Raw genomic sequence first — 23,150 nt, 5'->3', positions numbered from 1 at the left:
CGTGGGATTCCCGTGAAAGGGCGATCGGCCGAGGTCCGGCCCCGCGCACGGGCGACTCGGCTGTGGTCGTACCGGGACATTCTTCGCGTGGGGCGGCGGGCAGGAATGGTGGTGACCACGGCTCTGACGGTGGACACCCGCAGAGCCATCGAGCCAGGCAAGGAGTGTTCATGATGCGTACGAACCGGAGGATCGCCGTCGCCCTCGCCGCCACTGTGCTGGCGGGCGCAGCCGGTGCGGGAGCCGCGCAGGCCTCACCGGCGACGAGGGGGAACGCGGTCCCCTCCGCCTGCCGTCCGGCCAACCACACCGCGGAGATCACCGAGGCGCCCGGCAGCGCGGGGCACCGTCACTACCGCGTCACCCTGACCGCGCCGCGCGGCTACGAGCCGTGCGAGCTGGCCGGTTCGCCCACCGACGTACGGTTCTCCGCCCACGGCTCGGACAGCGGAATCACCGCCGGCCGCTACGGCAACCAGACGACCGTGGTGACCTTCGGCCCGGGCCACCCGGTGCACTTCGACATCCAGGTCCCGAGCAGCCGCCGGGGCATCCCCGCGGACGAGGCGTCGTTCACGCTCCGGGCTCCGGACGGGCAGATTCCCGGTACGTCGTTCGCCGAGGGCAGCCTCAAGGTGGCCACCGGCACCCTCGTCGGCCCGGTCAGGCGGGGCGCCTGACCCTCTTCGCGCTCCGGTGGCGTTCCAGTGGTGTTCCGGCGGCGGTGTCTTCGCCGGAACACCACCGGCCGTGCGCGGCGGTCAGTACTGGTTGCAGTACGCGCCCTTGCGCATGGACTCGAAGTTGGCCTTGTAGCTGTCGTACACCGCCGCATTGTCGATCTTCAGCAGGGTCTCGTCGTTCGCCCGGAGGTTGGGGAACGTGTAGTTGTGGCTCCCGGTGAAGACGAGCTTGCGTTTCGTTCCTCCGAGGTAAGTTCCCTCGATCAGCATGTACTTGGAGTGGATCCCGATCGCCTGCGCGGCTCCGTCGGAGTCGACGAAGGTCCCCGCGCACCTGCTGAGCGTCGTGATCTTTCCCGTGAGGGCGGACTGCACCTTGGTGCCGATGTTGCCCGACTCACCGTTGTGGACGACGTCCACCCGGCAGCCGGCCTTCTTCAGCTCCACCAGTTTGTCGGCCACCTGGACCCGGGTGAAGGCGTACATCCCGATCCGGATCTGGGTGGCGCCGTCGGCGCAGTCCACGTTCTTCAGCAGGGAGACGACCGTGTCCGTGCCCGGGTTCGTGTCGTACGTTCCCGAGGTCTCCTTGCGGGGGAAGAAGTACGTCTTGTACGGGCCGCTCTGTTGCGTCAGGTAGTAGTTGTCGGTGCCGGAGCCGGCGGAGCCCCTGTCCCTCAGGTCGCCCCAGTAGGCGCGGTAGGCCGCGTACAGGCCCGATCCGGCGTCCGGGACGGTGACGGCGTTGTTGTAGTAGCGCTTGCGCTGCGTGGTGGTGAGGTTGGCCGAGGTCTGGAAAACGACCTTCTCGGTGGCGCCGGCCTTCGAGAAGAGGAAGAACTTGTTGTGGTTGATGGATCCCGTGTGGGTGCCGTGGAGCGTGCGACCGGCGACGCAGCCACGGGACGCCGGACAGGCCAGCACCCACGAGTCGGCCGACAGGTCCGTTCCGAGCGCCGCCTTGAGTACGCCGTACTGCGTGCCGTCGTTGCTGAGTGCGTCGCCGTCGACGATGACCTTGACCTTGACACCCCGGTCCTTGGCGGCCGTCAGCGCGGTGGCCACGGAGCTGTCCGTGAACAGATAGACGGATCCGTTGATCTCGGAGGCGGCCGGGGCCCGGTCGATCAGGGACCGCAGCTCGTCGCGGACCGCGTCCCGCTCCGCCACCGTCCCGACCGGATTGTTGAACGTCGCCTTCAGCTCCACGGTGTCGTCGGCGGCGACCGCCGGACTGGGTGCCGCCAGCACCGAGGTGCCCATCGCGGCGGCCAGCACCACCGGTGCGATACGTCTGATTCTCATGTGTCGCCTCCCCCGTTCCTTCACATGAGTGGACAAGCACCATACGCGAAGTTTCGGCCGAATCCCAGGAGTTGGGGCGTGGCATGCCGTCACCGGCCGGAGCCGCTCACGGACACGCGTGAGCCGCTCCGGCCGATGACGGCCTGGGGGTGCCGTGCGTGGAACAGTCAGCGGGACTGGTCGAAGAGCCAGTCGACGACGACGTCGTTCTCGTACGTCTGCGCCCACGCGAGGTGCGGGTTCACCGGCGTGGTCCCCGTCGAGTAGCTCGTGAACAGCACATGGCTGCCCGCCCGGCGGGCCTCCTTCAGCAGCGCGCGGGACTTCGCCTCGAACTCGGCCTTCGGCAGGTCGTTTGCCCACTCCCCGCGGGTGACCCGGCCGCCGGCGCTCTCCAGCGCGTTCATCAGGCCCCAGGTGCCGGGCTTGCCGAACCGGCCCTCCCGGTAGGGCACGACCGGGTCGTCCATGGAGTGGTCGGCCCAGAGCGGGATGTGGGTGATCTTCTCCATCGTGGCGGTGTCGCCCCAGCCGGCGGTGGCCACGGCCGCGGCGAACCGGTCGGGCCGCTTCGGCAACAGGCCGAAGATTCCCCGCGCGCCCGACGACAGGCCGACGAGGTAGAGCCGTCGCTCGTCGATGGGGTGCCCGCCGGCGAAGGCGTCGACGAGTTCGGCCAGCGCGCCCTGGACCCGCGCGTCGGTCCAGTCGGTGGCGTCGGGGCCGTCCATGGGGCGGGGCAGCGGGACCTGCGGGGCCAGTACGAACGACGGGTGGGCACGCTGGCGTTCCGGCGTGGCGAACGTGACGGCGATGCGGTTGCCGGTGAGCTGGGTCATGTTGTTGTCCGCGACCTCGCCGCCGCCGTGCAGGGTGACGACGAGCGGATACCGGGTGCTCGCCGCGGGGCGCTCCACGAATCCCCGGGGCCGGTGCAGGCGGAAGTCCAGTTCGAAGCCCGTCGAGTCGGTGAACGACCCCGCGACGAAGTCGTCGACCACGGGGGTGATGACACCGTCGTTCCGGACCGCGAACGGGGACGCGGCGAGTACGGTGGCGCCGCCCGGGGCCCGCACGTCGGCCACCTGCCGGACCGCGTAGGCACGATCGAGGGGGAACGGGTCGCTCCCGGCGGCAGGGGAGTTGGTGTCGGCCGGGTCGAGCTCGATGATCAGGAAGTTCCCGGGGCGCCCCGAGCCGGCCCGTTCGTCCACCTCGGCCGCGGTGTGCGGATAGACACGGGTCACCGTGCGGGGCGCGGTCCGCCCGCTCACGGTGGCGGTGACCTGGAAGGCGGACGGCGGGATCACACCGCCGCGCGGGTCGATGCGGTGCGCGTACCGGAGTGCCACCGCCACCACCCGCCAGTTGTCCCTCGGGGTCACCCGCGTGACGAGGTCGGCCCGCAGGACGGGCGAGAGTCCGGCCGTCCCCGGCCCTCCCGGTGCGGCCTCGGTGGTCGCCGCGGCGGGTGTGGGCACGGCGGTCGCGGTGGCGGCGCCCGCCGCGACGGTGAGCAGTGTGCGTCTCGTGACGCCGGTCATCGAGCCTCCTCGGGACGTTCGGTCGGGTCGGTACGCGAACGGGACGCGCGGACGCGCCCTGCGGGCGAAGGGAACTCGTCCTCGCGCCGGGCCGGAGGCAGGGGGCTTCTTCCCGTACCGACGCGTCAGGAGAGAGTTTCCGCGCGTCGCCACGGGGCGTCCAGCGGCCGGTCGACCATCTGTCCATGCGGTATCGGCATCAATGCCGGCCGGATGCGAGGTGCCGTACCGCCGTCGTGGCTTCGCGAGCTCGTCGACCTGGGCGCGGCGCCCGGGGCCCGGGGACGAGCCCGGGACTCACGCCTCCTGGCGCGTCAGTTCGCGTGGCGCCGGGTCCGTCGGGCGGGGCCTGGTGCGGTGGAGCCATCCGACGTCACGGGCGAACGACCAGGTCAACAGGGCCAGTGCCAGTACGACCGCCGCCAGGGACAGAAGGTGGGGGAGGAGGTGCGAGGACGCCACGAGGAGCAGGATCCCCTGGAGCGCCGCCACCGTCTTACGGGCCGTGCTCGGCGGCAGCGGGGCGTTCAGCCACGGCTGGAAGCGCGCCGCCGCCACGAAGGCGTACCGCATCGCGCCGATCAGCAGCACCCACGCGCCCAACGAAAGGGAGACATGGACACTGAGGACCAGGATGAGGAAGGCGTCCACCTCCATGTCGAAGCGCGCGCCGAGCGGGGACGACGTGCCCGTACGGCGGGCCACCTGGCCGTCGACGGCGTCCAGGACCAGGGCCACCGAAGTGAGGCCGACCAGCAGGGCGACCGGTACCGGATGCGCGAAGGAGTCCGCCACCAGCGCGGTCACACCGCCGACGAGTGTGGCCCGGGCCAGGGTGACGCAGTTGGCCGGTCCGAACGGCCGCTGCCACGAACGGGACAGGGCGCGCGTGAGCATGGCCCACGTACCGAGCGCGAACGCCAGGCCGGTCAGCCAGCCCGCCGTTCCCAGGTCGACCGCCGTACCGAGCAGGGCCAGCAGCACTACTTGCGCGCCCGCTCCCGCGGCTGTCTCGTGACGCAACAGCCTGATGTCGTAAGTGTGGTTCAGGGCCACAGTGCACCTTCCGCCCGTGTGGCAGAGTCGTTGACCGCCGCGTACCGTGTGCGCGGCTCCGTGCCCATCAGAACGTGAACCGTCGCCGGAATGTTCAGCGCGGTTTTCCGAACCCCTCGCTCAGGAGGACGCCCATGACGCGTTCCGCCCGCGCCTTTTGGCTCCGCGCCCCCGGCCACGGTGAGATACGGGACACCCCGTTGCCGGCCCCCGGCGACGGCGAGGTGCTCGTGCGCACACTCTTCTCCGGGGTGAGCCGCGGCACCGAGACGCTCGTCTTCCGCGGTGGTGTGCCCGAGAGCCAGTACGCCGCGATGCGGGCGCCGTTCCAGGACGGTGAGTTCCCGGGCCCCGTCAAGTACGGCTACCTCAACGTCGGCCGGGTCGAGGAAGGCCCGGCGCGACTGCTCGGCCGTACGGTGTTCTGCCTCTACCCGCACCAGACCCGGTACGTCGTCCCGGCCGACGCCGTCACCCCCGTACCGGACGACGTCCCCGCCGCCCGGGCCGTGCTCGCCGGGACGGTGGAGACCGCGGTGAACGCGCTGTGGGACGCGGCCCCGCTGGTCGGCGACCGGATCGCCGTCGTCGGCGCCGGCATGGTCGGCTGCTCGGTCGCCGCGCTGCTCGGCCGGTTTCCCGGCGTCCGTGTCCAGCTGGTCGACCCGGAGCCGGCGCGCGCGGAGGTGGCGGCGGCCCTCGGGGTCGGATTCGCCCACCCGGAGGAGGCCGCGGGCGAGTGCGACCTGGTGGTGCACGCCAGCGCCACCGAGGCGGGGCTGGCACGCTCCCTGGAACTCCTCGCGCCCGAGGGGACCGTCCTGGAACTGAGCTGGTACGGCGACCGGCGGATCAGCCTGCCGCTCGGGGAGGCCTTCCACTCCCGCCGGCTGGTCGTCCGCAGCAGCCAGGTCGGCGCGGTCTCCCCGGCCAGGCGCTCCCGCCGCACCTACGCCGACCGGCTCGCGCTCGCCCTCGAACTCCTCGCGGACCCCGCCCTCGACGCCTTGATCAGCGGCGAATGCGCCTTCGAGGAACTGCCCCGGACACTGCCCGCGATCGCGGCCGGCGCTCCGCCGGGTCTGTGCCACCGGGTGCGCTACGACTCCGGCGAGGCGTAGGACGCATCCGGGGCCCGGGTCCCGGGGCCCGGGTCGACCACCGATCGGATCCGGCCTGAACAACGAGGCCGGAGCGGACGTACTACACGGCATGCCTGCCCCGGCGCGGGGCCGCCACGCCGGAGCGGGCACACCTGTCGTACGTGCCGTACCTGGAGGGTCGTCCGTTGTTCAGCATCACCGTCCGCGATCACCTCATGGTTGCCCACAGCTTCCGCGGCGAGGTCTTCGGACCCGCACAGCGCCTGCACGGAGCGACGTTCCTCGTGGACGCCACCTTCCGCCGCCCCGAACTGGACGACGACAACATCGTGGTCGACATCGGCCTCGCCACCCGTGAGCTGGGGGAGGTGGTCGGCGCGCTCAACTACCGCAATCTCGACGACGAGCCCGACTTCGCCGGGCGCAACACCAGTACGGAGTTCCTGGCCCGGGTCATCGCGGACCGCCTCGCCGAGCGGGTGAGCGCCGGGGCGCTGGGCGAGGGGGCGCGGGGGCTGGCCGGCATCACGGTCACGCTGCACGAATCGCATGTCGCCTGGGCGAGTTACGAGCGCACGCTGTGAACGGCCGCCCGCCGACGGGGGACGGCGTCGCCGACCACGGTCCCGCGGACCGTGACCCCGCGGACCCGGACCCGGCCCACAGCTCCGAACCCGCCGAGGGGGCCGAGCCCGCCCACGGGCCCGAGCCCGCCCACCGCGCCGGATCCGCCCACCGCGCCGACCCCCTTGCGCCCCCGCCCCGCTCCGTACGCGTCGTGATGCCCGGTGACGTCGCCGACCCCACCGCGCCGAGCGGCGGCAACACCTACGACCGCCGGATCTGCCAGGAGCTGCCCGGCATCGGCTGGCAGGTCCACGAACACCTCGTGACCGGCGGCTGGCCCGATCCCGGGGCCGCCGCCCGCGCCGAACTCACGCGGCTGCTGGCCGAGTCGGCGGACGGCAGCGTCGTCCTCCTCGACGGACTCGTCGCCTGCGGCGTGCCCGAGATCGTCGTGCCCGAGGCGGAACGGCTGCGCCTGGCGGTCCTCGTGCACCTCCCGCTCGCGGACGAGACGGGCCTGCCCGCCGCCCGCGCGGCGGACCTGGACGACCGCGAGCGCCGGACGCTCCGTGCCGTGCCGTCGGTCATCGCGACCAGCTCCTGGGCGGCCCGCAGGCTGGTGTCCCACCACGGCCTCGCCCCCGGCACGGTCCGCGTGGCCGCCCCGGGCGCCGATCCCGCCCCGCCGGCGCCCGGCACCGACGGCGCCTCCCGGCTGCTGTGCGTGGCGACGGTGAGCCCGCGCAAGGGGCAGCGGCGGCTGGTGCGGGCGCTGGCGGAGGCGACGGAGACCGGGGAAGCCGCCGGGACACACTGGAGTTGTGTGTGCGCCGGCGGGCTGACCCGGCATCCCGACTACGTCACCGGGCTGCGTGAACTCATCTCCGCGCACGGCCTCGACGACCGGGTGCACCTCGCCGGTCCGCTGGCCGGGGCCGACCTGGAGGCGTCCTATGCCGCCGCGGACCTGCTCGTACTCGCCTCGTACGCCGAGACGTACGGCATGGCCGTGACAGAGGCGCTCGCCCGGGGAATCCCCGTCCTGGCCACGGACGTGGGCGGGGTCTCCGAAGCGCTCGGGCGCGCTCCGGACGGCACCGTACCGGGCCTGCTCGTCCCTCCGGACGACCCGTCGGCGCTCGCGGCGGCGCTGCGCCGCTGGTTCACCGAGCCGGCCCTGCGGCAACGGCTGAAGGCCGCCGCGCGTGGCCGCCGCGCCGCACTGGACGGGTGGGAGGCGACAACGCGCGCGCTGGCCGGCGCGCTGGAACAGCTGCACCACGGACCTCGGAGGGCCGCATGAACAACACCGTCGACACACCGGGGCCCGGCGTGCCGGGGCCCAACGCGCCGGGACCGGACACTCCGTCAGGGGCCGACAGTTCACGGGAGCCGGACGCGCCGCTCACGTCGAACACACCGAACGCGCCGGACACACCCGGGTCCGAGGCGTCTCACACCGACACCCCGCACACCGAGGCGCCCGGCTACTCACCTCAGTGGCTGGAACTGCGCGAAGGCGCCGACGCCGCCGCCCGTGCCCCCGGCCTCCTGCGACCGCTGCGCGCCTTTCTGGCGGACCGGCCGCCCAAGGACCTCGGCCTGGTCATCAGCGATCTCGGGTGCGGCACCGGTTCGATGACCCGCTGGCTCGCACCCCGGCTGGACGGTCCGCAGCACTGGATCCTGTACGACCACGATCCCCGTCTCCTCGACCGGGCCGCCGCGCTCGCGCCGCCCACCGCCGCCGACGGCGGCCGTGTCACGGTCTCGACGGAACAGGGCGACATCGGCCGGCTGACCGTGGACCGCCTGGCCGGTACCTCGCTGGTGACGGGCTCGGCACTGCTGGACGTGCTCACCGCCGACGAGGTGGAGGCGCTTGTCGACGCCTGCACCGGCGCCGGATGCCCGGTGCTGCTCGCGCTCTCCGTGGTGGGACGGGTGGAATTCACCCCGGCCGACCCACTGGACGCCGAACTCACCGACGCCTTCAACGCCCACCAGCGCAGGCACCGGGACGGCCGGCGGCTCCTCGGCCCCGATGCCGTCACCGCCGCGACCGAAGCCTTCGAGCGCCGGGGTGCCACGGTGCACACCCAGGCCAGCCCCTGGCGGCTGGACCCGTCCCGGGGCGCGGAGGAGTCCGTACTGACGGAGTGGTGGCTACGGGGCTGGGTCGAGGCGGCCCGCGAACAGCGGCCGGACCTCGCGCCGCGTGCCGAGACCTACCTGCGGCGACGCCTGAACGCCTGCGCGGAGGGCGAGTTGAGCGTGGTGGTGCACCACGTGGACCTGCTGGCGCTGCCGGGGCCGACGGAGCAGGCGTCATGACCGGGCGTACTCCGACGGCCCTCCCGGACGCCCCCGGGCCGACCGTTCCGGCACTGCCCCGCCCCGTTGTCGTGCGGCCCGCGGGCACGGTTGTGTTCCTCGACGCGGGGCGCTCCGCCATGGCCCCCGGTCCGGGGCCGGACGCGTCGGCGCACCGGGACACGACGCCGCGTGAGGACACACCGTCGGACGGGGTCCCGGCTCCGCGCCGGGAACGGGCGGGGCACCCGGAGCCCGCTCCGCGCCGGAAGCGGACAACGCGCCGTCCCACCGGCAAGACCCTCGGCACGCTCGCCGGCGTCGGCATCCTCGCCGTCCTGATCTGGCGGCTCGGTTCCGGTCCCCTCCTGGCGGGGCTGCGCGGCATCGACGGCGTGACCCTGCTGGCCACGCTCGGCCTCGGCCTGTTCACCACCGTGCTCAGCGCCTGGCGCTGGCGGCTGGTGGCGCGTGGCCTGGGGATCCGGCTGCCGCTGGGGCCCGCCGTCGCCGACTACTACCGGGCCCTCTTCCTGAACGCGGCGTTGCCCGGGGGCATCCTCGGTGACGTACACCGCGCGGTGCGGCACGGTCGCGAGACCGGCGATCTCGGCCGAGGCGTCCGCGCGGTCGTCCTCGAACGGACCGCCGGCCAACTGGTCCTCGTCCTGGCAGGGGTGGGCGTGCTGCTCGTCCAGCCGGTACCGGCCCTGACGTCGGCCGCTCACCGCCTCGCCCGGGCGGCGACCGGGTCGGCCCCCACCGCCACCTCCTTCCTGATCGCCCTGCTCCTTATCGCCGTGGCCGTGCCGGCCGGGGTTCTCCTGCGGCGGCGTGGCACGACGGGCGGCCGGGGTGCCGGCCGCCCGTCCTCGCCCCGGCGTCGCGCGCTGGGCGCGGCCCTCGCCGAGGCCCGCCGCGGCCTGCTCGCGCGCCGGACCTGGCCGGGAGTGGTGCTCTGCTCCGTCGCCGTGCTGGCCGGATATCTCGCCACGTTCCTGCTCGCCGCCCGCGCCGCGGGCTCAACCGCGCCGGCCGGCCGGCTGCTGCCCCTGATGGTGCTGGCCCTGCTCGCCATGGCGTTGCCCCTGAACGTCGCGGGCTGGGGTCCCAGGGAAGGCGTCACCGCGTGGGCCTTCGGCACCGCGGGCCTGGGCGCCGCCCAGGGGCTGACCGTCGCCGTGGTCTACGGCGTGCTCGCCTTCGTCGCCGCCCTGCCCGGCCTCGGCGTGCTCATCGCCCAGTGGATCGCCCGCCCGGCCCGCACGCAGGTCCAGCTCGAAGAGCGTGTCCTCGCCGAGGGCGACGCGTCGCACCGGGGGTCGCAGCGCGTCACGCAGCACCGGGGTGCCGTCGAAGCGCAGCCCGGGCACACCGTCGCCGATCAGGAGGGGCGCCACGGTGACGTAGAGCCGGTCCAGCGCTCCCTCGTGGAGGAAGCGCGACACGGTGACACCGCCGCCCTCGACCAGCAGCCGGCCCAGACCGCGCCGCTCGAGGGTCCGTACCAGACGCCGGGGGGCGAACGCGCCACCGTCCGGCAGGACCAGCATCTCGACCCCGTCGCCATACGGAACGGTCACGGCCTCCCCGCTGTCGCGGCCGGAGCCGGAGCCGGAGCGGTGGCGGGACTCGCGTCCTCGGTCGCTGTCGGCGCCCACCACCCACACGGTAGGTGCTGAGCCATCGGTGAACACCCGGCTTCGCGACGGCACCCGGCCGTGCGGATCGACGACGACGCGCACCGGATTGGGCCCCGCGCAGGCGCGTACGGTCAGTTGGGGATCGTCGGCGGCGGCGGTGCCGGCCCCGACGAGCACCGCGTCCGCCAGTGCGCGCAGGCGGTGCAGATGACAGCGGTCCTCCTCCCCGGTGACATAGTCGGCGTCGCCCGTACGGGTGGCGATGAAGCCGTCCAGACTCTGTCCGAGCTGCGCGAACGCCAGGCGCGGACCGGCCAGGCAGAGCGGCAGGTACAGGGCGGCGAGCCGGTCCGCCGCGTCGGCGGCCCCGTCCGCCCACCGCGGGACGCCGTCCGCGTCCCGCACCAGCCCCGCGGCCGTGGCGTCCGCCTCGGACCGGATGGAGCGCAGCCGCTCCCAGGCCGCGTCCGTGTCGATCACGGTACCGATCACCGCGTACCCCCGCCCGCGCGCGGCGCCCCACTCGTATGGCGATCCCCACCCGTACGGCGGTCCGCCTCGCCGCGGCCGTCCCCGTCCTCCCCGGCGAGGAGGGAGAAATAATCACCGAAAGACTCGACGAGTCCGGCCAGCAATTCCTTGCCCTTGGCGGCGGACCCGAGTGACGGGCGGCCTATGACACCGGACTCGGTGTAGGCGGGCATGCCGAGCGTGAGGAGGTGCTTGCGTTCGTCGGCCAGGAAATCGGAGTTCTCATATCCGGGCCGGACGAGTTCCGGCTGGGCATGCAGCAGGATGGCGGTCTCCACTTCCCCCGCGTGCATATCGCTCTGCGACGAGGTCTGTACGCCCGCCCGGTCCCTGGCGTCCGCCCAGTCCGCCGAGCCGGGGAAAAGCGCCATGCGTATGTCGACCCCGGCGGATTCCTGGACCACGTTCCGCAGGACGTAATTACCGCCGTGGCCATTGACCAGAATCAGCGCGCGGACACCGGACCGGCGCAGCGAGTCGGCGATGTCCCGCACGACCGCGTAGAGCGTCGGGGCCGAGATGCTGACCGTCCCCGGCCAGGCGGCGTGTTCGTGCGAGCACGAGACGGTCACCGGTGGCAGCAGCCGCACCGGATACGCCGCCGCGATCTCCCGGGCGATCGCGCAGGCGACGACCGTATCGGTCACCAGCGGGAGAAACGCCCCGTGTTGCTCGAAACTGCCGATGGGCAGGACGGCGACCGGGGCCGCGCCCGCCCGCACGTCCTCCGTGGTCTCCGTCGGCCACGGACCGGCCGCCGGGCCGGCGGCCCGCGCCGCCCCGGCCGTTGCCGCCGGTCCGTGCCGTCCCGTTCCCGAACCGCTCATGTTCTTCCGGCCTTTCCTCTGCCTTCGCGCCCGCGCCCGCGCGCACGTCCGAGAGCAGGTTACGCGCCGGCCGTTCAAACCGCCGGTCGAATGTGATGAATCGAGCAACTCCCGGATTCCCGCACGCCATCGGGGGTTTGCCGGATAGCATCTGCGCATGACAGAAAGCAACGGCGTGTTCGTCGGAAGTGATGGCCCGTCGCGGGGCGGAGCTGATGCCCCGTCATATGTCGAACGGGTGGTGGATGTCCGGTTGTCCACCGCATACGGTGAATTTCTCGCCGTGGGCTACCTGGACCACGAGCGCGGGGACGAACAAATAGCCCTGGTATACGGTGACGTGGCGGAAGAGGGAGTGCTCGCCCGCCTGCATTCCGAGTGCCTGACAGGAGATTCTTTCGGTTCCCGCCATTGCGAGTGCGGCGACCAACTGGCCGCGGCGCTGGACGCCATCGTGTCCGAGGGCAGCGGCATCCTCCTCTACCTCCGGGGCCACGAGGGCCGCGGCATCGGCCTGCTGGCCAAGCTCCGGGCGATGAAGCTCCAGTCGGAAGGCATGGACACGGTCGAGGCCAACCTCGCCCTCGGACTCCCCGCCGACGCCCGGGACTACCGGGTCGCCGCGGAGATCCTGCGCGACCTCGGGGTGCGCTCCGTCCGCCTGCTGTCGAACAACCCGCGCAAGAGCGAGGCGCTCCAGCGCCATGGCATCAAGCTCGCCGAACAGGTCCCGCTGCTGATCCCGCCCTGCGAGGAGAACATCTCCTACCTGCGTACCAAACGGGAGCGCATGGACCACGTCCTGCCGCACCTCGACGGCCTGACGCACATGGACGGCATGACGCACCTGAACGTCATGGCCGATTCATCCTGAGACGCCGTTCCCGTGCCGGCTCACCCGCGTCTCAGGCCGCGGCTGTCGCATCACTCGGTGTCCTGGCCGCGGTCAGCGCTCCGTCGGCCGCCTCCTCGGGCAGGAATCGGCTGGCCTTGCCGTTCCAGGTCACGACGAGCTCGTCCCGTGCGCGCGTGGCTGCGACGAACACCAGGGAGCGCGAGCGCCGCAGCTCTCGTTCGTAGCGTTGTGGATCCGTGCGGCGGAAGACCTCGATGCGCTGGTGGGGGAGCTGCCCCTCGCTGACGCCGGTGAGGAAGACGCGCTGGAACTCAAGCCCCTTGAAACGGTACATGGTGCCGATGCGCACCCCCTCGGGGCTGCGGGGGCCTTCCTTGCCCAGTTCCGAGGAGGGGATCGCGAAGGGTTCTCGCGCGAGGGTCAGGGCCATACGAGTGGCGGCGGCGCCGTCGGGCACGCTGATGGCCATGGCCGAGTACGGCGTGCCGAAGCGGTCATGGCGCTCCTTGACGAGAGCGGCGACCGTGCGCATCTCGGTCTCGGGATCGGGCGCACGGTAGTACTGCGGCTCGAGCCCGGAGAGCACGGACCGGTAGCCGTCCAACGTGTCGGTGTCGTCGTCGAGATCGTCGAACGTCACACCGGTGATGAGCCCCTGGGCGCTGCCGAGGATCTCACGCGTGGTGCGGTAGTTGAGGGTGAGGCGCCGAGAAGCACGGCCGGGGGTCTTGATGCCGAGGCGGCCGAGGACCACCTGGTGCGCGTAGATCCGCTGGTGGGCGTCGCCGACGAGGAAGATGTCGTTCGGGCCGGGGCGGACCATCGCCCGGAGCATCCGCCAGTGGGAGGCCGACAGGTCCTGTGCCTCGTCCACGACGATGTGCTGGTAGCGGGGGCGCAGCCACATGCCGCTGCCCGCCTCGCGGTGGACGAGATCGACTCCGCCGTGCTCGGCCTTGTAACGGGCCTGGGCGTCGGCACGGCTCATGCGTTCTTCCTCGAGGCGCGCGGCCCGGTCCGCGATCTGCGCGTACGTGACCCGTCGCGGCGGTCCGGCAAGCCTGGCCAGGAACGCCTCCACCGCCTGCCATACACGAATGCGCTGGGCTCGCTGGAGCGTGCCGCGGCCTTTTCGTTCCGCGCGGAGGTACTGACCGGCGGTGCCGCAGCCCTGGGCGAGGATGACGTGCTTCCACTCGGAGTCGAGGAACTCCGCGTCGAACTCGTACTCTCCTCGCTCGGTGCACACAGCGTGCCAGAGATTGAGTGCCGTGTCGTCGTCGAGGGGACGGCCGAGGTCGACGCCGGGCTGCTGTTCGACCACTTCGCGGGCCAGCCGGTCGACGGATTTCACGTCGACGCGCCGCAGCAGCTCGGCGCCGCCGAGCTGCTCCAGGCGGTCGCTCAGGTCGGCGGCGAGATTGGTGTTGTACGTGGTGAGCAGAACCGGCCGGGTGTGGCCGGGCGGGAGCCGCTCGACGAGGTGACGGACGCGGTGCAGGGCCACCACCGTCTTGCCCGTGCCGGGCCCGCCGGTGACTTTGGCCGAGCCCTTGAAGTCAGCGACGGCCAGGCGCTGTTGCTCGGGGTGGAGGAAGAGGCGCCAGGCGTCGAAGCCCTCACCGAGGGCGTCGAGGACGGCGGCGTCCTCGGTGGAGACGTGGGAGACCGGCCGGCGGGCGGCCCGCGCCAGGTCCCGGGTGTCGACGTCGTCGTCGGCCCGCCACTGGCTGGTGATGTGCCGCCGTACGTCCTCGGTCTCCATGCCGTCGTGCAGGGCGAGCAGGACGTCCCTGGTCAGTTCGGGGATGTTCTGCCCCGTGACCGCGTGGAGCTGGCCGGCGTCCGTGATCCGGCGGACCGGGGGGAGCAGAGACGCGATCACGCCGAGGCCGAGCAGTGTCGCGTCGTCGTACCGCTGGAAGAGAGGCCGGCGAAGGTCGCGGGGAGCCTTGGCGGGGCCGTCCTCCGCGGGGACGGCCGCCGGATCCTCCGACGGGACCGGTGGACGGTCGGGCAGGGCCACGACGTTGGCACTGACCTCGGACTGATCGACCAGCTCGACACCGCCGGAGACACGGTTGACCTCCACCGTGAGGCGGGCCAGCGCCCCGTACGCGTGCGGGCCCTCGCGCACGGCGAGAACGGTGAAGCGGTTCACCTCCGTTTCCAGCAGCAGCGCCATGCGGCGGCCGTCGACTGCCGCGGTGCACAGACGCCCGTTGTCTCCCGCCGTGCGCAGCTCGGTCACGCGCAGAGCGCCGTTGGTGCGATCGGCGCGGAGCCTGCGCACGAAGTCCCCCACCGCGTCCTTGACGGCCCTGCCCATGCGCTTGATGTCCTGAGCGGCCTGCGGGGACACCGAGACCTGTGCGCCGACCGTTGTGCTCATCGTCTGTCGCCCCCCGTGTTCAGCAGTTCCGCGAGTTCGTCGGGTGCCCAGGAATCAGCGGCGCGTACCTGCCAGCCGGCCCGCCGGCACTGCTCGACGAAGGCGATGTCCTGGGCGTCCTCGCCGAGCACCACGCCGATCTTCGCGTCCGGCCAGGCCAGTTCGATGGGCCGGGGGACGCCTTCGGCGTCGTATCCGGCCTTCGCCGCCGGCACGCCGCCGCGCGCCGCGAGCTTGTGCGCGAGGTCCTCGACCCCGGGGTCGCCCACGTAGGCGAGCTGTTCGAAGACGGCCTGCCAGGCGCGTTCCAGCTCCGTCGGGGACGCGCCCGCTCCCCTCACCTCCGGACCGGCGGCGACCTCCGGGCGGTGCGCGGCGAGGGCCCCGGACGCACCATTCGCGTCGGCACGGAGCGTGGACAGCACCCCGCCGGTCGCACTGCCCGCGGCGGCCAGCAGACCCGCGTCGAAGGCGTCGAGAGCCGAGCGGGCGAGCTGGAGACCGTCGGCCCGGCCGGTGCCGGTCGGGTCGAGGAACTGAATCAGGTTTCCCCAGCACAGCCAGGACTTCCAGCGACGGCGGTGGACCGGCCGGTCCTCGCTCACCGCGTCCTCGCGGTCGTCGAGCACGGCCAGGGCGCTCCAGCGCGCGCTGCCCGGACCGTGCGTCTGGTCCACGGCGACCACGAGCGGCAGCCCGGCGGTGTCACGGGTGCTGATCAGCGTCAGCCCCGTCCCCGTGGGCCGGGGGAGCGCAGCGTCGTTCAGCGCGGCCTCGACCCACGGCACCACGTCGGCGCGACCGGCCTTCACGTGCTTCGTGTGCGGGTTTCCCGTCAGCAGTCCGCCCACGGTGTACTGGGCCACCTCGCGCCAGCCGGCCAGGTCGGGCACGCGCAGGAAACTCAGCAACGAGGGGATGGCGCCTGCGAAGGCCATCGCGTCCAGGTCACGGGGATCGCGGCCTTTCGCCTGCCACTGACGGCGGACCTTCTCGCCGGGCGTGACAGGGCCGCCCGGCACCTGACCGCCGGGGGCGGCGCCGGCCGCGACCGCGTACGGCGGCCACGCCGCGTCGGAGGCCGGCCCGGCGATGACTCCCGCCAGCGGTTCGGCGGGCACGTCCGGACGGTCCCCGCCGGGTGCCGCCCCGCCCGCCAGGCTCTTCTCCCAGGCGATGACGTCGTCCCAGGTGATCTGCCACACCAGAGTGCCGTCGGCGCGCAGCCGGGCCCGCTTCGCGGCGTCCGAGGCGATCCGGTTGGTGTGCGACGACGCGTGCCAGCGGTACCCGTCGAGGTACACGGCCACCGGCAGCGGCGGGGCACCCACACTCGTGGTGTCGCCCGCCACCGTCCGGAACAGCAGATCGGGACGGGTGCCCTGCTCGGGCAGGTACTTCTGCGCGACGAGCTCCCACCGCGTGACGCCGCCGTCACCGCGACGCAGGGTGAACTGCTTGCCGGGCCGGCCGGTCGGCGTCTCCTCGTGGTCGAACGAAGCGTGCTGCGCGGGGTCGGCGAGCCACCGGTCGAAGGCGTCGAGGAAGCGGCGCTCCAGATCGCTCTCGGCCTGGTCCGCGAAACGCACGGGCGTGCCCGCCACCTGCCCGCGGACGTCCCAGCGTTCGTGGCCGTCCTGACCGAGCAGCGCGTCGAGCATCCACAGCGCTTCCTGGCGGTCCAGCAGGTGGTAGTCGCGCTGAGGGGCGTAGCCCAGCAGGCAGAGGTGGCAGGCGCGGCGCGGTCCCGACGCGCAGGCGCAGGTGCGCAAAGCGGCCTGGGCCTCGGCGAGTACGGCCCGGAACTCCTCGCCCTTCTTCTTCCCCGTGTCCTCCTTGTCCGCCAGCCGCCGCAGATAGCCGGTGCCACCCGCGAGGGCGTCGTACAGCACCAGATAGTGGCGGGTCAGGCCGGTCTCCCGGTCCGGTTCAGTGCTGGTCGTGGAGCGGATGTGGGCGGGGTCGCCGCCGTACCGCGCGGCGAGGCCGAGATGGAGGGCGGCCGAGAAGGACGCCAGGCGCTCGTCGACCTGGAGGGTGGCGGCGGGCAGCAGGATCCGCAGCGCCTCGGTCCGGTGTTCCGTGGCGGTGACGACCTGCCGGTCGTCGGGCTGCCGCGGCCGCTCGCGCCGCCGGGTGGGGCACCACGGCCGGTGGTGATGCAGTTCGGGCCGACGCCCCAGGGAGGATTCGGTGAGGGACTCCTGCGCCGGCCCGTTGCCCGGCTCCCGGTCGGTCGCCCCGCCGCAGAACGGGCACACCGTGAACGAGGTGACCGCCACCGCCTGCCCGGCGAACGCCGTGTCGGCCTGCCGGCCGAACTTGGCGGGGCCGAGGTTGAAGCGCCTGATCACGGCCTCCCGCACATGCTCCACACCGAAGGTCTCCCGGGTGTGCCGCCAGGTGCTCTCGATGGCGGCGGGATCGATGTCCACGGCGGTGGCAACGGTGTAGTGGCCCATGTGCCGGCTGTCCCGGTCGTCCACGATCCGCGCGTCGGCGCGCTTGTCGCGAGAGGTCACCTTGCGCGGGACGATCACGGTGCGCAGCGCGGACCGACCGCCGATACCGGGACCCTGGCAGCGGGGGCAGGGCGACGTGTCCGACTCCGCGTCGGTGGTGCGCACATGCCCGCACTCCTGGCAGACCCGCCAGGTCCGCAGCGCCGCCGGGACGCCGTCGGCGCCGCGCTCGGAGCGGGCGCCGAGGTCGAAGCCGTCGATCTCGTGCCGGTAGCCCTTGACGTAGTAGGAGTTCCCGGGGGCGAACTCGGTGAGCGCCTGCTCGGCCTGCCGGTCGTATGTGCGCAGCTCGGTGTGGTAACGCACCCTGGCGGGCGCCGAGTCCGTCTTCCCCCTCCTGGGCGGCTCCTTGCGTGTGAGGGACGCCTCCAGCCGCACTCCGTCCTCGACCAGGCTGTAGTTGGGGAGCAGCCCGTTCTCGACGAGGAACGCCTGGGCGCCGGTCTGGCTCAGCTCACCGAGCCGCCGGCTCACACCGGCCGCCTCGCGCTCCAGGACCCGCTTGTCGCGCGCCTGGTCCTCGATCTCCTCCCGCAGCGCGTCGGCCGCCTCGGTGATCATGCTGCGGCGGTCCAGCAGCTCGGACCGTTCGGCCTCCCACGCCTTCTCCGCCCGGATGAGCCGCTCGTCGAGCACGGACGCGGCATACCTGCGCAGCGCCTTCCTCGCGTCCCGCGAGACACCGGAGTCGGGGACACCCGGAACATCGGGGAAGAGCCGCAGGAACCCGTCCACCAGGTCCGTACGGCCGCGGACCGCGGCGCCGAAGGTCTTCAGCCAGCCGGTGCGCCCGAACAGCGCGGTCACCCGGTCGGGCAGCGGGAGTACCCCCTCCAGCCGTCCCCGGGCCGCCAGGTCGACCAGGTGCGCCGTGTACTGCCGGCGCAGCAGCTCGACGGCGGACAGGAAGCTGCCGGGGGGCAGGACGGGCCCCGCGATCAGGTCGCGGGGCTCGGCCAGATGGTAGAGCGCGCGCGGACTGGTGTCGGCGATGGTCACCATGAACGCGTTGCCCGTGGTGCGCCCGGCCCGGCCGACCCGCTGCACGTAACCGGCCGTCGACGGTGGCACCGAGGCGAGGACGACAGCCTCCAGCTCCCCGATGTCGATGCCCAGTTCGAGCGTGGGCGTGCAGGACAGCACATTGGCGTCCGTGTGGTCGCCCCGCCGGAAGCTCTTCTCCAGGGCCTCGCGCTCCTTGCGCTTGAGCACACCCGTGTGCTCGGCCGCGATGACGCTGTACGTACCGCCCTCCCGGTACAGGCGGCGGTAGTAGTCGTAGCGGTGGTCCCGGCCGGCGCGCCCGTCGGCCGTCCTGGACGGCACGGTGAGCGTGCCGTCGCACCGCTTGAGCGGGCACGGCAGACCCACCCACACCTCCACCCGGTCCGGGTGGACGGTCTGGGTCCAGCCGCACACGGGGCAGGTCACGGCCGCCGCCGACGTCTCCTCGTCGGCCAGTGCCCGGACTCGCACATGGCCCGGCAGCAGGCCGTACACTCCGTGCTCCCGCGGCCCGTCGCCGGTGCGCCGGTGGGCGAGCGCGCCGATGTCAGGATCGGCCAGCCGCGGCACCAGCTCGGCCAGGTACGCCGCGGACGCCGCGTGGTCGAGACCGAGACACCGATGCGTCCAGTCCGCGTACCAACTGTCCTTGGAATCGGCACGGTCGAAGTCCGTACGCCCCGAACGGGCCCCGACCAGAAGGAACGCCGGGGCCTCGGTGTGCCGGCCGAAGGCGGGCATACCCTCGGGCCGGGCGGCCCCCAGGGTGTACCTGCTGCGGCCCTCGTCGTCCATGTAACGGTCCAGCCAGCGGTGCTGGACGCCGCCGCCCTGCCGCAGGTGTTCCAGCAGGCCGCGCAGATACCCGGCGAACCGCCGGTGCCGCTCCGGCCCGGAGGCGGGCGGCGGCTGCGGCAGCCCCGCCGCGGCCAGATCCGCGGGGGAGGTCAGCAACTGCCCGCGCGCCGCCCGCTCGTACAGCGCCGCGGCCGTCTCGACCGCGCCGTCCGGGTTCTCGATCCACGCCTCGGCCGACACTGTACGGGTCAGCTCCAGGGTGCGGCCCAGCCGCGAGTGCAGACCGAACTCCAGCACCGTGTTCAACGCCAGCCGCTCCCCGACCAGCGCCCACGTGGGCTGGGTGACGCGTTTGCCCCCGCTCAGCAGCCGGGCCACCCGGTCCACGTCGCGCAGGTCGGGCGGCACCACGGAGGCCAGCAGCCCGGCCTCGCGTACGGCGGCGCTCGCGGCCATCGAGGCGATCAGCTCGTTGAGCGGAACGCCGCTCTCGCGGTACTCCGCCTTCTCGGCGGTCAGCCGGGCCAGCTCGGAGTGGACCAGCGACCGCAGGGAGAACTTCCAGGCCCGGCTCGCCACGAAGCCCGCCCGGTGCGCGGCGTCCTGCACCGAGTCGTTGAACATGAGCGTGCGCCTGCGGTCCTTGCCGTGGGCGTCACGCCTGGGCAGCTCGCCCCCGGTGAACAACTGGGTGACGACCACGGACGCCAGCGGGGCCACGCCCGCGCCGAGGAAGCTCACGCCCTGCGATTGCCCGCACGCCGGACAACGGTCGTCCTGCGTGTACGCGTCCGCCTCCGCGTTGTCGTACCACGCCTTGACGTACACGCCGTTCTCCGGAGCGGGCGCCACCCCGCCGCCCGCGAGCAGCACCTCGCGCGGGTCCAGCCGGCGCAGCCGCTCACCGTCCGACTCCAGGACGAGCACGGTCGCCTCATGGCCCACGGAGCGGCGTCCCCGCCGCTCCCGCTGGCGCAGGATCGCCCGTGCCTGCTCGGCCGCCTCGGCCGGAGTGGCGGAGATGAACGCCCGGACCCGCGCCTTGGACGCCCCGCCCGCCACGCTGCGGCGGTAGATCTCGTCCGGTGCGGTCACCAGCGAGGTGGGATTGCGCTCGGGGCAGATCGCCGTCCAGCCCGAGCGTCCGCAATGCCGGCAGTACACGGACGGCAGCCGCCCGGCCCCGCCCACGGACCTGCGGCGTTCCTCCTGGGCGGCGATCACCGCGCTGTCCCGCGCGGGCCCGCCGGGCCGGGCGACCTGCTCCCCCTCCGGCCACGAGAACACCGGCCGGGGCGCCACGAACCGCAGCACCCGCGACATGGCCCGCAGCCACATGTGTGTCTCGACCAGGAGCAACGGCCGCTCGGAGCCCGCCGGCGCGTCCGGGGCCCTGGCCTCCGAGATCAGGGCGACGAACCGGGCGAGCGCGTCGGCGGCCGTCGCCGGGTCCCGGGCGGCCCCTTCGCGCCAGGCGGGCACCTCGGCGAACGCGCGGAGCACCTCGTCGGCGGTGAGCGGCCTGTCCCGGTCCGAGGCGAGCAGGGCCCGGGTGAGCGGATGAGCCAGCAGCCTGCGGCCGAGACGGGCCCGGTCGGAGGCGTCGCAGCCGAGGACGGCCCGGGCCACGGCGTCGATGGTGGCCCGGGAGGGGAAACGGGAGGGGTCGGGCAGGGCGGCCAGCGCCTCGGGGGAGGGGCAGGGCAGGGTGGGGTCGACGGGGGCGAGGAAGGCGTCGAGGTCCATCCGGTCCTCGCCGATCACCGCGTCGTCCGGGAACCGCACCCCGAAGACCCGCGAGGCCACGTCGAGCATGGTCCGTGCTGCCGCGGTGTCGGTACCGGAGCCCGTCGTTCCTTGGGCGCGGGCACCCGCGTCGGCCCGTTCTTCCGCCTCCGCTTTCGTCCTCGGGGTGTCCGGCCCGGAGCTGCCTGTCGGTTGCGTCTCCGGCTCCCGGGCGGGCGCCGAGCCCAGCGTGGCCGACGTGGCGACGGGACAGATGGATCCCAGCGGGCGCCCCTCCTCGGCGGCGCCGACGACGGCGGCCAGGCGGCGCAGCAGCATCGCCACGTCCGTCCCCTGCGCGCCGTCATATGTGTGGAACTCGTCGATGACGACATACGCGAGCTCCGCGTCCTGCCACAGCGGAGCGTCGTGCTGCCGCTGGAGCAGCAGGTCCAGCATCTTGTAGTTGGTGATCAGGATGTCCGGCGGATTGCGCCGAATCTCCGCGCGGTCCACCATCACCCGCCCGTACGGCGACGCGGCCCGCCGCGCGCTCGCCTCCCCGATGTAGAGGCCGGCGGTCACCTCGCGCAGCCGCTCGTCCTCCAGTAGCGCCCCGAGACGGTCCGCCTGGTCCCCCGCGAGCGCGTTCATCGGATAGAGCAGCACGGCCTTGACGCCATGCCGCCCGGCCGCCTTCTGCCTGCGGCAGTGATCCAGGACGGGCACGAGGAACGATTCCGTCTTGCCCGAGCCCGTGCCCGTGGTCACCAGCGTCGGAGCCGGAACATGCCCGTCCTTCGACGTCAACCGCCCGAACGCCGCCGCCTGGTGCGCGTACGGCCACCAGCCCTCACGGAACCAGTCCAGATGCCGCTGCCACCCGTCGGCGGCCGGCCGGAACGGCCGCCTGACACGGAGATACGGCCCCCGGAAGAGCCCGTCCTCGGAATCGGTGAGGAAGTCCGTCAACGCGTCCTGGGTGTCCGGCTCCGCCAGCGCGAACGTCGTCGTCAGATACTCGACGGTCGTCTCGCGCAGGGCCTGCGCGGCCAAGGTGGGCCTCATGACGCGTTTCTCCCCCCGGGTGGTGCGGTGTCGGCGACGTCACGGCTGCTCTCCGTGATCGCTTCGAATCCTAACCCCGGGGTCGGACAACTCAGCCGGGCGGCAGAACGCCCCGCTTCACGGCGGTGAGGAAGGGGGCCCAGGCGGCGGGCGAGAAGAGGAAGACGGGGCCGTCGGGGGACTTGCTGTCACGGACGGGGACGAGGGCGGGTATGCCGGCGGCGATCTCGATGCAATTCCCATCGCCACCATCGCTGTAGCTCGACTTGCGCCAGGTGAGCGTGTGGGTGTTGCTCATCGTTGGTACTCCTCCAGGACGCCCTCGATGAACTGCACTGACTCGGGCGGCGACAGTGCCAAGTCTCGCACCTGATCGTAGGCCAGACGGTACTTTTCCATGTCTTCCGCCTCTTCGATCAGCTGCCCTGACGCGTTGCCCTCCAGGTAAGCAACCGAGCTGCCGTCTGCTTGCCACAGAAGAGAGAGCGAGCCTCCTCGGAGGGAGTGCAGCCCGGCCCTCAACGGGAGCACCTGGAGAGTAATCCTTGGCAGGGCGGCGGAGAAGAGGAGATGGGCCAACTGCTCCTCCCAGGTTTCCGGCTCGGCGACGGGGCACCGCAGTACGGACTCATCAAGGATCACGCGAATGCTCGGCGGGGGCTTGCGTTGAAGCACCTCCTGACGCCCCAGACGGGCGGTCACCTGCTCCTCCAGCGCTTCCTCTTCGTGCAACGTCGGTGACATTGACAGGACCGCCCTCGCGTACCCCTCTGTCTGCAAGAGGCCAGGCATCACCAGCATGTACTTCTGCATGACGGTCGCGGTGGACTCGCGACGTACGAAAGCTCGGTATTGATCTTTGAAGACTTCCATCCGCGCCAGTTTCCACAGACGGACGAGTAAATCGCCGGAGCTGTAGTACCGGTCCAGGTCTTCCATGACGGGGCGCTTGGAGATGCGGTTCCCGGTCTCCAAGCGGTACAGGTAGCTCTTGTCGTACCGCGTCTCCTCCGCCAACTGGCCGAGCGACTTACCGGCCTTGTCGCGCAAGAAGCGCAACGTGCTGCCGAGAGCGGCCCGCGCGGAGTCCTCGTCCTCGATCTGATCTTCGTTCATCGGCTGGTCCCTGGATGTGCTGTGTATGTCCTGTCGGCGGGCAACGGCCCGGCTCTGGCGTGCCCTGTTTCCGCTCGGTGAGGGTGTGAGTACATC

General features: G+C 72.6%; 14 protein-coding genes and 2 pseudogenes. 7 read left to right on the top strand and 9 right to left on the bottom strand.

Features of this window, described 5'->3' with window-relative positions; genetic code table 11:
- Positions 1-170: 170 nt before the first annotated feature.
- Complete coding sequence (locus IG02_RS0103565; protein ID WP_037801857.1) at positions 171-680, top strand: DUF4232 domain-containing protein; 510 nt, start codon at positions 171-173, stop codon at positions 678-680.
- 81 nt (positions 681-761) lie between these two features.
- Here the strand turns inward: IG02_RS0103565 and IG02_RS0103560 are convergent, their stop codons facing one another.
- The 3 genes from IG02_RS0103560 to IG02_RS0103550 all read right to left on the bottom strand — a co-directional run bounded on the left by IG02_RS0103560 (position 762) and on the right by IG02_RS0103550 (position 4,588).
- Positions 762-1,988, bottom strand: a complete 1,227-nt coding sequence (locus IG02_RS0103560) for a phospholipase D-like domain-containing protein (protein WP_030741653.1) — start codon at positions 1,986-1,988, stop codon at positions 762-764.
- Positions 1,989-2,155: 167 nt separating this feature from the next.
- The gene (locus IG02_RS0103555) at positions 2,156-3,532 is read right to left on the bottom strand and encodes a prolyl oligopeptidase family serine peptidase (RefSeq protein ID WP_030741651.1); all 1,377 of its coding nucleotides are present in this window, start codon (positions 3,530-3,532) and stop codon (positions 2,156-2,158) included.
- Positions 3,533-3,829: 297 nt separating this feature from the next.
- The gene (locus IG02_RS0103550) at positions 3,830-4,588 is read right to left on the bottom strand and encodes a CDP-alcohol phosphatidyltransferase family protein (protein ID WP_030741649.1); all 759 of its coding nucleotides are present in this window, start codon (positions 4,586-4,588) and stop codon (positions 3,830-3,832) included.
- Between the two features lie 134 nt (positions 4,589-4,722).
- On the opposite strand from IG02_RS0103550, the gene IG02_RS0103545 reads away from it, so the two are divergent.
- The 5 genes and pseudogenes from IG02_RS0103545 to IG02_RS42040 form a co-directional block, all read left to right on the top strand.
- Positions 4,723-5,709: a zinc-dependent alcohol dehydrogenase gene (locus tag IG02_RS0103545; RefSeq protein WP_030741647.1), complete on the top strand. Its 987-nt coding sequence runs from the start codon at positions 4,723-4,725 to the stop codon at positions 5,707-5,709.
- Between the two features lie 167 nt (positions 5,710-5,876).
- Positions 5,877-6,275 (top strand): 6-pyruvoyl trahydropterin synthase family protein, encoded by a 399-nt coding sequence (locus IG02_RS0103540; RefSeq protein ID WP_030741644.1) that lies wholly within the window; start codon positions 5,877-5,879, stop codon positions 6,273-6,275.
- 197 nt (positions 6,276-6,472) lie between these two features.
- Complete coding sequence (locus tag IG02_RS0103535) at positions 6,473-7,561, top strand: glycosyltransferase family 4 protein (protein WP_051764438.1); 1,089 nt, start codon at positions 6,473-6,475, stop codon at positions 7,559-7,561.
- Complete coding sequence (locus tag IG02_RS35890) at positions 7,558-8,592, top strand: class I SAM-dependent methyltransferase (protein WP_107055511.1); 1,035 nt, start codon at positions 7,558-7,560, stop codon at positions 8,590-8,592. The genes IG02_RS0103535 and IG02_RS35890 overlap by 4 nt, the downstream gene beginning before the upstream one ends.
- Positions 8,589-9,824 (top strand): annotated as a pseudogene (locus IG02_RS42040) (lysylphosphatidylglycerol synthase transmembrane domain-containing protein); the annotation flags it as partial. The gene IG02_RS35890 and the pseudogene IG02_RS42040, both read left to right, overlap by 4 nt.
- Positions 9,825-9,980: 156 nt before the next feature.
- On the opposite strand, the pseudogene IG02_RS42505 reads toward IG02_RS42040, so the two are convergent.
- Both IG02_RS42505 and IG02_RS0103520 read right to left on the bottom strand, forming a co-directional pair.
- Positions 9,981-10,619, bottom strand: a pseudogene (locus IG02_RS42505) (RibD family protein); the annotation flags it as partial.
- 83 nt (positions 10,620-10,702) lie between these two features.
- On the bottom strand, positions 10,703-11,572 hold the full coding sequence (locus IG02_RS0103520; RefSeq protein ID WP_078854143.1) for a creatininase family protein: 870 nt from the start codon (positions 11,570-11,572) through the stop codon (positions 10,703-10,705).
- Between the two features lie 157 nt (positions 11,573-11,729).
- Here IG02_RS0103520 and ribA point away from each other — a divergent pair, with 157 nt between their 5' ends.
- Positions 11,730-12,446: a GTP cyclohydrolase II gene (gene ribA / locus IG02_RS0103515; protein WP_051764356.1), complete on the top strand. Its 717-nt coding sequence runs from the start codon at positions 11,730-11,732 to the stop codon at positions 12,444-12,446.
- A gap of 31 nt (positions 12,447-12,477) precedes the next feature.
- Here ribA and IG02_RS0103510 read toward each other — a convergent pair whose 3' ends face one another.
- The 4 genes from IG02_RS0103510 to IG02_RS0103495 all read right to left on the bottom strand — a co-directional run bounded on the left by IG02_RS0103510 (position 12,478) and on the right by IG02_RS0103495 (position 23,054).
- Positions 12,478-14,820 (bottom strand): UvrD-helicase domain-containing protein, encoded by a 2,343-nt coding sequence (locus IG02_RS0103510; protein ID WP_037801854.1) that lies wholly within the window; start codon positions 14,818-14,820, stop codon positions 12,478-12,480.
- Positions 14,817-21,938 (bottom strand): DEAD/DEAH box helicase, encoded by a 7,122-nt coding sequence (locus IG02_RS0103505; RefSeq protein WP_037801852.1) that lies wholly within the window; start codon positions 21,936-21,938, stop codon positions 14,817-14,819. The genes IG02_RS0103510 and IG02_RS0103505 overlap by 4 nt, the downstream gene beginning before the upstream one ends.
- A gap of 91 nt (positions 21,939-22,029) precedes the next feature.
- A complete protein-coding gene (locus IG02_RS0103500; protein ID WP_030741621.1) occupies positions 22,030-22,236 on the bottom strand; it encodes a DUF397 domain-containing protein in 207 nt (68 codons plus the stop codon).
- Positions 22,233-23,054, bottom strand: coding sequence for a helix-turn-helix domain-containing protein (locus IG02_RS0103495; RefSeq protein ID WP_030741617.1), 822 nt, complete (start codon positions 23,052-23,054; stop codon positions 22,233-22,235). The genes IG02_RS0103500 and IG02_RS0103495 overlap by 4 nt, the downstream gene beginning before the upstream one ends.
- Positions 23,055-23,150: the final 96 nt, after the last annotated feature.

This window comes from Streptomyces sp. NRRL F-5135 (assembly GCF_000719775.1).
Lineage (GTDB): Bacteria > Actinomycetota > Actinomycetes > Streptomycetales > Streptomycetaceae > Streptomyces > Streptomyces hebeiensis.
This window is presented reverse-complemented; position numbering and strand designations above follow the sequence as displayed.